The 11,695-nt window shown below is 39.4% G+C and carries 12 protein-coding genes; 8 read left to right on the top strand and 4 right to left on the bottom strand.

What is annotated here, in order from left to right; translation table 11 throughout:
• The first annotated feature begins 134 nt into the window (after positions 1–134).
• The 6 genes from rpmH to GNE10_RS24430 all read left to right on the top strand — a co-directional run bounded on the left by rpmH (position 135) and on the right by GNE10_RS24430 (position 3,749).
• The gene (gene rpmH / locus GNE10_RS24405; RefSeq protein WP_185567409.1) at positions 135–269 is read left to right on the top strand and encodes a 50S ribosomal protein L34; all 135 of its coding nucleotides are present in this window, start codon (positions 135–137) and stop codon (positions 267–269) included.
• A gap of 28 nt (positions 270–297) precedes the next feature.
• Positions 298–720, top strand: coding sequence for a ribonuclease P protein component (gene rnpA, locus GNE10_RS24410; RefSeq protein ID WP_185567411.1), 423 nt, complete (start codon positions 298–300; stop codon positions 718–720).
• Entirely contained in the window at positions 707–1,099 is a 393-nt protein-coding gene (locus GNE10_RS24415; RefSeq protein ID WP_099066443.1) for a PH domain-containing protein, read from the top strand. Before rnpA ends, GNE10_RS24415 begins: the two co-directional genes overlap by 14 nt.
• A gap of 198 nt (positions 1,100–1,297) precedes the next feature.
• Positions 1,298–2,542 (top strand): membrane protein insertase YidC, encoded by a 1,245-nt coding sequence (gene yidC / locus GNE10_RS24420; RefSeq protein WP_185567413.1) that lies wholly within the window; start codon positions 1,298–1,300, stop codon positions 2,540–2,542.
• Positions 2,539–3,054 carry a R3H domain-containing nucleic acid-binding protein gene (locus tag GNE10_RS24425; RefSeq protein ID WP_185567415.1) on the top strand — a complete coding sequence of 172 codons (516 nt, stop codon included), beginning with the start codon at positions 2,539–2,541 and terminating at the stop codon, positions 3,052–3,054. Before yidC ends, GNE10_RS24425 begins: the two co-directional genes overlap by 4 nt.
• Before the next feature lie 176 nt (positions 3,055–3,230).
• Positions 3,231–3,749, top strand: a complete 519-nt coding sequence (locus GNE10_RS24430) for a DUF177 domain-containing protein (RefSeq protein WP_185567417.1) — start codon at positions 3,231–3,233, stop codon at positions 3,747–3,749.
• A gap of 142 nt (positions 3,750–3,891) precedes the next feature.
• Here GNE10_RS24430 and GNE10_RS24435 read toward each other — a convergent pair whose 3' ends face one another.
• The 4 genes from GNE10_RS24435 to GNE10_RS24450 all read right to left on the bottom strand — a co-directional run bounded on the left by GNE10_RS24435 (position 3,892) and on the right by GNE10_RS24450 (position 8,922).
• The gene (locus GNE10_RS24435) at positions 3,892–4,314 is read right to left on the bottom strand and encodes a hypothetical protein (protein WP_221642976.1); all 423 of its coding nucleotides are present in this window, start codon (positions 4,312–4,314) and stop codon (positions 3,892–3,894) included.
• Between the two features lie 71 nt (positions 4,315–4,385).
• On the bottom strand, positions 4,386–5,354 hold the full coding sequence (locus tag GNE10_RS24440) for a hypothetical protein (RefSeq protein WP_185567420.1): 969 nt from the start codon (positions 5,352–5,354) through the stop codon (positions 4,386–4,388).
• 22 nt (positions 5,355–5,376) lie between these two features.
• Entirely contained in the window at positions 5,377–6,654 is a 1,278-nt protein-coding gene (locus GNE10_RS24445; RefSeq protein ID WP_185567422.1) for a TRAFAC clade GTPase domain-containing protein, read from the bottom strand.
• Between the two features lie 15 nt (positions 6,655–6,669).
• Complete coding sequence (locus GNE10_RS24450; protein WP_185567423.1) at positions 6,670–8,922, bottom strand: hypothetical protein; 2,253 nt, start codon at positions 8,920–8,922, stop codon at positions 6,670–6,672.
• Positions 8,923–9,361: 439 nt separating this feature from the next.
• Between GNE10_RS24450 and GNE10_RS24455 the strand changes: the two genes are divergently transcribed.
• Positions 9,362–10,873 carry an AAA family ATPase gene (locus GNE10_RS24455; RefSeq protein ID WP_185567425.1) on the top strand — a complete coding sequence of 504 codons (1,512 nt, stop codon included), beginning with the start codon at positions 9,362–9,364 and terminating at the stop codon, positions 10,871–10,873.
• Positions 10,874–11,181: 308 nt separating this feature from the next.
• Entirely contained in the window at positions 11,182–11,679 is a 498-nt protein-coding gene (locus tag GNE10_RS24460) for an SH3 domain-containing protein (protein WP_185567427.1), read from the top strand.
• Positions 11,680–11,695: the final 16 nt, after the last annotated feature.

Below are 11,695 nucleotides of genomic sequence, written 5' to 3' on the forward strand. Positions count from 1 at the left end.
CTTTTCCCCTTGCCCCTTTCCCTTTCCCCATGCCCTGTTTGGCCAATGCCCTACTCCCCATTCCCCATTCCCTGTTAAAGTGATAAAATTAGAGATTGTGAGTTTTTCTAAAAATCACCTAACAGGAGGATGATATGCAAAGAACACTAGGCGGCACTAGCCGTAAAAGAAAAAGAACCTCTGGTTTTCGCGCTCGGATGCGGACACCAGATGGCAGAAATGTAATCAACGCTAGAAGAAAAAAAGGACGTTACCGTCTGAGCGTTTAGGGCACATATATCAAGCTAAAAGGTAACTGTGGCTTTGCCCAAAGCAAATCGGCTAAAATCCCGAAAAGATTTCCAGGCAGTTTTTCGGGAAGGAATTCGGCGTCATGGCTCTTATTTAACATTGAGAGCCTTAAAACCTTTACATTCAATAAACCCTTCTGTGGACGCCGCCACTGAGAAGACACAACCAACCAACTCAAGACATCTTAGCAGCACAAAAATTGGCATTTCTATTAGCACAAAAGTCAGCAAAAGAGCAGTGGTTCGCAACCGGATAAAACGGCAAATAACTGCTGCTTTGTATGACTTACTGCCAAAATTATCACTAGGATGGCGGCTGGTAGTGGTTGTCAAACCTACGGCAGCACAATCTCAGTGCGTAAGCCCACAATTTCTGCAAGAATTAAAGCAGTTGTTGGCACAAGCCGAGGTGTTCGATGGGCATTCGTGAAGAAGTTTATTATGAAGGCGGCCCCCACGTTGGGGACTTAATTATAAACCTGCTAATTGGGCTAACCGTTGTTGGTATACCCTTGACAGTGGGGGCAATTGTCAGAGCATTATGGCTGCGCTTCCGCATCACCGATCGCCGAGTTACTGTAACAGGAGGTTGGCAAGGACGCGATCGCACTGACGTAATTTACTCAGAAATTGTCAAAGTTGTCAAAGTCCCACGAGGCATAGGTCTTTGGGGAGATATGGTGCTAACCCTGAAAAACGGCAGTCGTCTGGAATTGCGTGCTATTCCCAATTTCCGGGAAGTTTATGACTACATTAACGAAAAAATTGCGGCGAAAAACCCCCAGTATAGCGCTGCTGCTAACCAGTAATGGGGAGATGGGGAGATGGGGAGATGGGAAGCAGGGGAGAGTTGTTGTACAAGTTTTTTCTCCTCTGCCTCTTGTGCCCAATGCCCAATGCCCAAAAAATTGTGCGGCTATCCGTAGCAAAGGACAGTCGCACATCAATCATGATTTAGATAAATTAGATTCAGTCAGTTTACAGTAACTCAGGTTAAATTCAGAATAATGGATTTTGGTATCGGCTTTCTCTCGAACAACGTGATGCTGCCAATCATAGATTTTTTCTATGGGATTTTTCCTAGCTATGGATTGGCGATCGTTGCTTTGACACTGATAGTCCGCTTTGCGCTCTATCCCCTGAGTGCTGGCTCAATTCGCAATATGCGGAAAATGCGAATTGTACAACCTCTGATGCAAAAGCGGATGGCAGAAATCAAAGAGCGCTTTAAAGACGATCCGCAAAAGCAGCAGGAAGAAATGGTCAATGTCCAAAAAGAATTTGGCAATCCTTTGGCGGGCTGTTTTCCCTTGCTGATACAAATGCCGGTTTTATTAGCGCTGTTCGCCACTTTGCGGGGTTCGCCTTTTGCCGGTGTGAACTACAGCGTTAACTTGCAAATCTTTCCCGCAGAACAAATCGAACAAATTCAACCGCAAGCCTTTGCCACTCCTCCTCAAAATATCTACATTGCTGATGGGGAACACGTTAAGGTCACTGCAATCCTTCCTAGTGGTAATAAACTAGCGGTGGGAGAACAAACCAAAATACAATATCAAACCCTTGAGGGCAAACCATTTCAGGTACTTTTAGCAGAACACCCAGATACTAAGCTAATTCCTGAATGGAAAATCACCAAAGGAGAAGATAAGGTTAAAATTGACACCCAAGGTAATTTGGAAGCCTTACAGCCTGGAGAAGTGACCATTCAAGGAACAATTCCTGGACTAGCAGCTGATAAAGGCTTTTTATTTATTGATGCCTTAGGCAGAGTTGGCGCACAAGATCCAGATGGCACAATCCACTGGGATATCGTTGCCATGATTGTCTTCTTTGGCATCAGTCTTTATGTTAGCCAAATGCTTTCTGGGCAAAATTCCAGCGGTGGCAATCCCAACCAAGATACAGTTAACAAAATTACCCCAGTCATTTTTTCTGGGATGTTTTTGTTCTTCCCCCTGCCAGCTGGGGTATTGATGTATATGGTGATTGGTAATATTTTCCAGACACTGCAAACCTACATTCTTTCCCGCGAACCATTACCAGAAGAACTGCAAAAAATCGTAGACGCTCAAGATAAAGAAGCAGCCAAAGAACAAAAAGTATTGCCATTTGAGCCTACAAGTTCCAAAAAAACTGAGGCGACAAGTTCCAAGAAAACTGAGCCAGCAAGTTCCAAAAAAACTGAGCCAGCAAGTTCTAAAAAAACTGAGCCGAAAAGTTCTAAGAAAAAGGCTACAGGGGGTTCATGAGCAATATTCCCATACAGCGAGGTCAGCAGTGGTTAAAAACACTGCTGGAACTCAGTGGGATATCTACTGAGATTCACGCTAGTTTAGAAACTGCCCAACCTCAAGATGAAGATTCTCTAGAATCAGATAACTACTGGTTAACAATTGATGAAACCAATTTGACACCAGAACAAATCCAAGTGTTAATTGGTACTGATGGTTCTGTGCTTGATGCCATTCAGTATCTAGCAAACTCCGTTCTCAACTTAAGCCAATCCCATGAAGGACAAGCTTCCTACACCATTGAGTTGAATGGCTACCGCATTAAAAGACAAGCCGAAATTCGCGCATTAGCAGAAGCAGCAGCTGATGAAGTGCGCTTTTCTGGTAGAGAAGTGGAAATTAAATCCCTCAGTTCTGCGGAACGCCGTCAAGTCCATACTTTCTTAAAAGACTTTGGAGATTTGGAAACCTTCAGTCGGGGTAAAGAACCACATCGTCATTTGGTGGTGCGTCCGGCGGCGTTGGAATAAATTAGGAGTTGGGAGTTGGGAGTTAGGAGTTAGGAGTTAGGAGTTAATTTAAAACTCGTAACTATAGTAATTTCAAAATTTCTATTATCCCTAAGAGATAAAATAAAAAATGTATTATCAGTCAAAGAATTGCTGATAATCAAGATAAATTTTCGTGAGGATGTCTCACAAATCCTATGGACGCAATTTATATTCCGCAGCTAACTAGAGCATCGGAGCGGACAGAGGAAGTTCAAGTTAAGGAATTTCTGCCTGGTTTGGAAACTTTGACACCAGTTCGCGGCCGTGTGCGCGTGCAGCATCATGGAAATTATCTGGAAGTGTCGGCTCAGGCAGAAGCAATTATTACTTGTACCTGCAACCGCTGTTTGCAGCAATATAATCAACGCTTGGGGATTGATACTAAGGAAATCATCTGGTTAGATGAAACCGCCAATCAACTAAAAGACTTGCCTTTAGAAAGGGAAGTGGCTATGGAAGATTTGGTAGAAAGTTTACCACCAGATGGTTATTTCTATCCTAGTGAATGGCTGTACGAGCAGATGTGCCTAGCAATACCTCAGCGCCAGCTGTGCGATCGCAATTGTCCAGGTATTCCTGCAAATAATACTGTTGATGATTCTGATAGTTCCAAAACTCCAGTTGACAACCGTTGGGCTGGTTTGGATGCATTGAAAAAGCAACTTCCAGGCTAAGAGCTTGTTGCTGATGATTAAAATTGTCTGAATTTACCGCCTGTGCGATCGCTTTTGAGAATATTAATTACACAGAGATAGCATAGGCGGTAAATATATAAAGTTTTGAAAAAAAGATCGCAAAGTGAAATAATCTATAAATCTATTGATTAACAGACACAGATTTAATCTGCTCTATTAGCTCAGAATAACGCCTCCAGACATGATGAAAATCTGGATGATCTAACTTATATATTTTGCAATACAAAATAAAACAGCCCAGATTAAGCACATTTTTTTGCTGTAAATTAGATAAACTATCGAAATTCTTAATCATTTCAATATATTGAGGGAAGCTATCATTATGTTGAATATGCAATTCTTGATAACTACTACTAAGCTTGTTCTCAACTTTGCTTTTGTAATCTTCAATATCTCTGTTTATTCTTTTTACTAGTTCTCCATAATCAGTTATTAGCTTCTGATAAACTATTTGATTTTCAACAGCATTAGATAAATAATAAAATTTTAAGAATTTAATTAATTTGAATAAATTCCTGTTGTTTTCATCATCTAATTTAGACATTAAAGATGTTATGGTTTCTTCTGTTAATAACGAAGAAAGCACCTCTCCGACGAAATTTACTACGGATTTACCTACCTCAAAAATTGTATTTGTGAATTCTTCTCCTGTTGATGTGGAACTGACACTGGGGATGGAAATCCCAGAATTATGAATAATATCACTATTACTCCCACGAGCAACATTATCATTATCCGCCAAAGAATTGGAATCGGCTGATGGGATACTTGAAGTTGTTCTGCCGGGAATGTCTCCACTGGAGGTAATACTTCCGTTTTTTTTTGCGATAATTCGACGACTTCTTTTGCAGGTTCTTCTACATTAGTTGCAAAACCTCTCCACACACCAGCTTTGTGCAGAATAGTTCTTTTTTCTAAATTTTCTGTCACAACAATTAAAACACCATCGTTTTTTGTCTTGCCATCCCAATTCAACCATTGTTTAGGTAGACTATAATTTCGGAGATCTTCTGCCAATTTCTCTAAACTTTCAGACGATTTATGTCCTATTTGATATTTTGAATAAAATTCTGTATCACTAAATTGATGGCTATAAACTGGTTTAATATGCCCAAGATATTCGTTAATGTTTTTTATATTGACTCTAAATTCTTCTAATCCATAAAATTCTACTGATTTCTCAATCATTTCGCTAAACGAGAAATCTTTCTGTAAAATATTTTGGATTGCACTATAAGCAATCTTTCGTAAGATTACTTCATTCTCTTCTATATCATCAGCTATCCACACAATAGAATTGAAAACTTTTCGCCCCAGTCTAGTAGAGCGTTGGGGTGATTCGATTCCTGTAATTTCTAATAAAAGCTTTTTGTTTGTATTATCTCTTAATATAAGTAGTGAAGGTTTAACTTCATCAATTAAGTCATTAACAATAGCTATTTGTCCATTTTCTTCTCTGAAAATCTGACGTTTTATCAAACTAGGATCTTTTATCGGCTGATGTTCTTCACTCTCGATACTACGCCAATGAATACCTGTTTTGCCTAGTGCTGACGTTTTAACATAAATTTCCAAGTTACTCATAACACATCATCCTTGTTACTCACTAGAAAATAGACTGGGGAACATGAAACCACTTATATCCTTGAACAATTGCGAAACCATCATTATTTTTACAACCAATCGCAAATTTATATAAAGCATTGTTGAATGCATTAATTTGCTCTTGAGTTGCTTGAACTTGAAGCGAAGTGAATTTAAAATTTGACTGGGTTTCTTTAAGTTCATTTTGTTTTTCTTCAAATCGCTCTTTCGCTTCAAAATAGGGCGATTCTCTATCATCAAAAATATTGAATATTGCTCTAGCTAGCCACCACATCTCATTACGTTCATTTAAGAGCCTTTGTTTTTCATCAAATTCTTTTTTTGCAGTGTCTAGTTTCTGTTTATCCTTACCAAGCTCACTTGTAAGTATTTCTAACTTCTGTTGCTCTTTTTGCAGGATTTCTTTTTTCTTTTCTAAGAAAACATTAATGAGAAACAATAAAATATATCGCAGCGGTTGATCGCCATCTTTAGGTTCGTAGGGAGCGTTAATAGGAGTTTTATGGTAGAAAAATTTAGTATATCCGTAGTCATCTGTCTTGGCATAGCTGAAAACTACATTTCCAATAGTTTGGACTGGAGTTATTACTACAGCTACCTTATCAATTAAAGAATCTGATTTCAAAAAATTGAGCAATTCACTATATCCTATTTTCACATGGTATAGTAAGCTCTCTGCGTCTCTAGATGTTTTAGTATAAGTTTCACACTTTACGGGAGCTAAAATTATTAATCTAGGGGATGTTACATTAGTATAAGCATCTTTTAAAAGTTGAGTAATACGCTGAGAATTGTTTTTTTCTTCATGCCATGTGCCGATTTCGGCATTATTTACTCTTCCTGTCTTTTTTTGCATCAGTGCGGTAGCATCAATAGGAATTACTACAGCATCGCATTCATTTAACTGCCTTTTAACATATTCTTTGTATTCACCTTTAGCATCTGGATTAAAGTATTCACCAGAAGGATCGGTGAACCTTAATTTCATAAACTTTTTTCCACTACTACCAAGCTCAAAGCTAAAACCTTGGTCATTCCAAGGGTTCTCTCTAGGCGGTGTAGGAGTACTTTTATTTTCTAATTTAGCGCCGATATTCCTCAAAACAGATTTGCATTCTTCTATGGCGCGTAATGTATTATTATCATCTACCCAAGTTTGTAGATTAGCTCTTTCAAAAGTTTTGTGAAATTCTTCGTGCATAGCTGCTAAAAGGCTGGTTTTACCCATTCCTCTAAGAGCAACCATAATGATTTTTAATTCTTCATTTCCATCTGCCATAATTTTTCCTTACTATTATTGAGCTAAATTAAAAGATTCAAGTTCATTAATTATATTAACTTGATTAACTGATTCGATCCATTTTTTTCTCATCTCTCTGTCCTTTTCTTTTTTTCCAAAAATTTCTGACCATATCTGTCCGCGAAGTCCCCTGAGAAAATTTTTCCATTCTTTTTGAATATCTTTTTGACGAATGATATTGTCAATAAATTCCTCTACCATTGCATGAGCAGCTTCGTTGGGTTCACACAGCAATTCTTCTATAGCTGGTTTAATAGTATTAATTGCTTTATCGTAATCGATTTCCAAAGCTGTAAAAATATCTTCAGCCGTCGTATCTTTAGAAACAGTAAGCGTTTTATCTTGTTGTTCGGAAATTCCTCCTGATTGACCTGTCATAGCACTAATATTAGTAAGTCCATCTAAGTGTTGGCGAATACGAGGAAGAATTAACCCACGATATGATAATTGAAAATCGGCTATGATTCTAAACCCTGCTTTTAGCTTTGTAAAACGCTCTGGTATTAGTTGAGAAATTTCACTAAAAAACTCCGAACCTTCAGCGTTGCTTATGATACCTAAGCGTCCTTTTTCTTTTAAAACTTTAACAACCTGATTTTTAACTAATTCGACTGTCCGCTTGAGATTTTCATCTAAAGATAAAAAACGCTGAGAAATAAATACTCTTAGTTCATCTTGGTAATCAGGATAAGCTCTAAATGCACTAATAATCATAATTCGATTATTAATCTCTTCTAGAGCCTTTTGGGATGATAAAATTCCTTTATTCTCTTCGCAATTTTTAATTGCATTCATGACACCATGATATAATTCTTCATTGGGAGTTTGCCTTAGATACCAAAGCTCTGTTCTAAGTGTTTGAAGTCCTAACGCAACATCTTTCCACCAGCCATTGTCACTATCTCCGAATAAGTCGCTAAAGAGTTCTTCAATTTCTTGAGAATCGTCTTCTAAATTTTGATTAAAGACAGTTTTAGCTTTGTTTAATTCAGCATTTACGGCTTGATGAATTTCTAATAAACGTTTTTGGCAAGTAGAAGTGTATTGTTTATCGAGAAGAGTCAGGTTATTAGTTAAATAATCTAAAACTGTATCTAAAAGTTGGCTCGTTTCTGTGTTATTAGCACAGTTAGCAATCAAACATTTTTCTACTTTGATATGTTTTTCATCTACTGTATTTAATAAATCTTGGCAGTTTTTGAAATTATCGCCATTATTAGATTCGGTATTAGTTCTATTGAGTACTACAAATGACCATAGGTTAACTGGCAAATCGACTAATGCTGAACGAGTGGTATCGTATAATTTAACATCTACATCTGCCCAGTAATCTCCAGCAGATTTAGGCATTCTCACAAATAAAACAAAATCAATATCTTTTCCTAATGCTTGAATTAATCTTTCTTCATCTCCAAGTCCGGTATCTCCTAAACCTGGCATATCAACTAAAGCAATTTTACCAATATCAACATTGGAAAATTTGCAGGTAATTTTTACTTCTTTAACTGCTAAATAATTAAATAAAATTCGCTGACCATCAGGAGTATCTTGGGAAACATATTCTCGAATCTCATCTTTTTGAATAATTCGAGGAGAAGTTTCTCTCAGGAGATGACTATATTGATCGAGATGAGTATGATATCGCTTTAAATGTTCATACATCGCCCCTGGTGCTGCATAACCAGGGATATCTTGAGGTAATTGTGGTAAGGGTTTATTGGCAAATTCTTCTAATGTGATAGGTTTTATACCTAAACGAAGTTTTTCATAATAAGGGGCAATCACATCATCTAAAAATGATCGCTCCGTATGAAACCACACTTCTCCATAAGCATCTACTTTAGAATTATGGTGAATCGTACTCCGAACTCCTGTACAATGTTGGCGATCGCCATCAGGAATTTCTGCTGCACTTAATCCGGTTAAACTTTGCAAAAGACGGCTTTTTCCCTGTCTAGCACGTCCCACAACACCTATATTGAGACTATCGCGAGAAAAACGGTTTTTCAGTTTAGTTAAAGCTTCTAATTCAGAGGCAATAGTCAACTGAATGTTAGAAAAATTAATTTCTTCAAGTTTTCCAATAACATTCCCATCGTCAACTTGTTTTAAAAGGCGATCGCGGGACTCCTCCAGTTGATACATTGCTTTGGAAAGAGTTTTCAAGTTCCCTTCTACCAGTTGAATCCTGCCAGCAAGGGGCTTACGCTTCTCAAGAATGCTAGTAATGACTGTGGTTCTGTTCATCGGATAACTTTATTGAAGTGTCTACCTCTCAGTGTATTATAAAATGCGACGTTAAGAAGTATGCAACCGCTAGGGAAAATTCTGAGATTGGCTGTGCTGTGATGAGAATCTTTCAGAAAAACACTATGTAACTCAATACGGTTCAGTTAAGGCTATACCTGTTTGTCAAAGTCAATTTTTTTAACAAACCGCACAGGCCTAGACAACACAGAGAAGGAAGAAATGCTCAACTGAACTGTATTGCTATATAACTTTGATATATCAAACTTTATAAGTAATTGAGTTATTCAGATTTTTCACTAATAGCATACCCCTAGTTAGAGAGTAATATTTTACATTAAATATATTGATGTAGAATTCAGGTTTCAGAAGGTAATAGTGTTGTGAAAGATAATACAAACCTGAACAATTAGAGAAGAAGTAATAACCATAGCTAAATATGAACTTCCGTGACGAGTTTAAACTACTGCTACGTGCCCGCTATCCCTTGATTTATATTCCCACTTATGAAGAGGAACGAGTAGAAGCAGCTATCCGAGAAGAAGCAGCAAACCAAGGCAATCGGCCTGTGTATACTTGGGATTTTGTCGATGGTTACCAGGGAAACCCTAATGATGCAGGGTTTGGGCGACGTAACCCCTTGCAAGCTTTGGAATTCATCGAAAAATTACCAGCCTCAGCGCCAGCGGTATTGATTTTACGAGATTATCATCGCTTTTTAGAAGATGTAGCCATCGCTCGCAAACTCCGTAACCTCGCCCGATTGCTCAAGTCGCAACCCAAAAATATTGTATTGCTGTCGCCGCGCATCGCCATTCCTGACGATTTAACGGAAGTGCTGACAGTGGTCGAGTTTCCCCTACCCAACGCCCCAGAAATTAAAACCGAGGTAGAACGCTTGCTGCAAGCTACTGGTAACTCGCTTTCTGGCAAAATTTTGGATGACTTGGTGCGCTCTTGTCAAGGGCTTTCGATGGAACGGATTCGGCGGGTTTTGGCAAGAGCGATCGCTAGCCACGGTGAATTGCAGCCAGAAGACGTGGATTTAGTTTTGGAAGAAAAGCGCCAAACTATCCGCCAAACGCAAATCCTCGACTTCTACCCCGCCACCGAGCAAATTTCTGATATCGGCGGACTCGATAACTTGAAAGATTGGCTGATTCGTCGGGGAGGCTCCTTTAGCGAACGGGCACGGCAGTACGGATTACCGCACCCCCGTGGTTTAATGTTGGTGGGTATTCAGGGAACTGGTAAATCGCTAACGGCAAAAGCGATCGCTCATCATTGGCATTTACCCCTGCTACGTTTGGATGTCGGGCGATTATTTGGTGGTTTAGTCGGCGAATCAGAATCTCGCACCCGCCAAATGATTCAAGTAGCCGAAGCCCTCGCCCCTTGTATTTTATGGATTGATGAAATAGACAAAGCCTTTTCGGGACTTGGTAGCAAAGGTGATGCGGGTACAACTAGCAGGGTGTTTGGTACATTTATTAACTGGTTAGCTGAAAAAACCTCACCCGTGTTTGTTGTCGCCACCGCCAACGATATCCAAGCCTTACCACCAGAAATGCTGCGGAAAGGGCGATTTGATGAAATTTTCTTTGTGGGTTTACCCACCCAAGAAGAAAGAAAAGCAATTTTTAATGTTCATTTATCCCGGCTGCGCCCCCACAACTTAAAAAGTTATGACATCGACAGGCTAGCTTATGAAACACCAGATTTTTCTGGGGCAGAAATCGAGCAAACTTTAATTGAAGCGATGCACATTGGATTTAGCCAGAACCGCGATTTTACCAAAGACGACATTTTAGAGGCTGCTAGTCAAATTATTCCCCTAGCACGAACAGCCGTAGAGCAAATTCAGCAACTCCAAGAATGGGCTGCGGCGGGGAGGGCGCGTTTAGCATCGAAACACAGCCCTTTAAGCGATAGCTTCGGTAAGCTACGCTGATGGAATTTTGGATTTTAAATTTTGCGAAAAGTTTAGAGTGCCGACTTCCGGCGTAGACCCGAAGGGGCTTACCGCAGGCATCTAAACTTTTCAAAACGGATTTTGGATTGGGAATTTCTATGTTTCCAAGGGTTCTATGAATCCATCTGTTGCATTCATTTTGCAAATTGGTATAACAGAATGGCAGTTACAATAATCGATTGAAACAGACCACACTGCTTTCTTTGTGGTCAGTGTACAATCCAAAATCCAAAATCCAAAATCTAAAATCTAAAATTGATTGCCCCGTTGATAATCAGGTATTAATTATGTTGTCTGGCTTATTAAAGTATATACTTGGGATTTTCTTAGCAATCGCTGTATTAGTTGGTGGCGGTGTTGCAGTTGCACTTTATTTCATGAATCGCACCGGCATACCCCCTGCCAAACCGATTTTCTCCAATGATAGCCCCTCCGTGAAAGCCCAAGCTCCAAAAGCAACTGACCCCACCCCCACACCTACCTCCACTAAATTACCTTCTAGCGCAACCCCTACACCCACCCCCACTGAATCACCTCAAGCTACCCCATCCCCAACACCATTGCCATCAGGAGCTTACCGAGGGCGTGTTACTTGGGCTGAAGGCTTAAGTTTGCGGGCACAACCCAATCAAGATGGCGAACGTATTGGTGGCGTTGGTTTTAATCAGAAAATTATTGTCTTAGAAGAAAGCGAAGATAAAGCTTGGCAAAAAATCCGTTTAGAAGATAGCGGACAAGAAGGTTGGGTGAAAGCAGGTAATACTGAAAAAACAGATGGACAATAAGCATGGGGCATGGGGC

The sequence above is a fragment of the Nostoc sp. 2RC genome (genome assembly GCF_014222165.1).
Classification (GTDB): domain Bacteria; phylum Cyanobacteriota; class Cyanobacteriia; order Cyanobacteriales; family Nostocaceae; genus Nostoc; species Nostoc linckia.

What these genes read in the sequence shown, in the direction of transcription:
- rpmH (WP_185567409.1), top strand. Translation starts at nt 135, where the DNA reads ATGCAAAGAACACTAGGCGGCACTAGCCGTAAAAGAAAAAGAACCTCT.
- GNE10_RS24415 (WP_099066443.1), top strand. Translation starts at nt 707, where the DNA reads ATGGGCATTCGTGAAGAAGTTTATTATGAAGGCGGCCCCCACGTTGGG.
- yidC (WP_185567413.1), top strand. Translation starts at nt 1,298, where the DNA reads ATGGATTTTGGTATCGGCTTTCTCTCGAACAACGTGATGCTGCCAATC.
- GNE10_RS24425 (WP_185567415.1), top strand. Translation starts at nt 2,539, where the DNA reads ATGAGCAATATTCCCATACAGCGAGGTCAGCAGTGGTTAAAAACACTG.
- GNE10_RS24430 (WP_185567417.1), top strand. Translation starts at nt 3,231, where the DNA reads ATGGACGCAATTTATATTCCGCAGCTAACTAGAGCATCGGAGCGGACA.
- GNE10_RS24435 (WP_221642976.1), bottom strand. Translation starts at nt 4,314, where the DNA reads ATGTCTAAATTAGATGATGAAAACAACAGGAATTTATTCAAATTAATT.
- GNE10_RS24440 (WP_185567420.1), bottom strand. Translation starts at nt 5,354, where the DNA reads ATGAGTAACTTGGAAATTTATGTTAAAACGTCAGCACTAGGCAAAACA.
- GNE10_RS24445 (WP_185567422.1), bottom strand. Translation starts at nt 6,654, where the DNA reads ATGGCAGATGGAAATGAAGAATTAAAAATCATTATGGTTGCTCTTAGA.
- GNE10_RS24450 (WP_185567423.1), bottom strand. Translation starts at nt 8,922, where the DNA reads ATGAACAGAACCACAGTCATTACTAGCATTCTTGAGAAGCGTAAGCCC.
- GNE10_RS24455 (WP_185567425.1), top strand. Translation starts at nt 9,362, where the DNA reads ATGAACTTCCGTGACGAGTTTAAACTACTGCTACGTGCCCGCTATCCC.
- GNE10_RS24460 (WP_185567427.1), top strand. Translation starts at nt 11,182, where the DNA reads ATGTTGTCTGGCTTATTAAAGTATATACTTGGGATTTTCTTAGCAATC.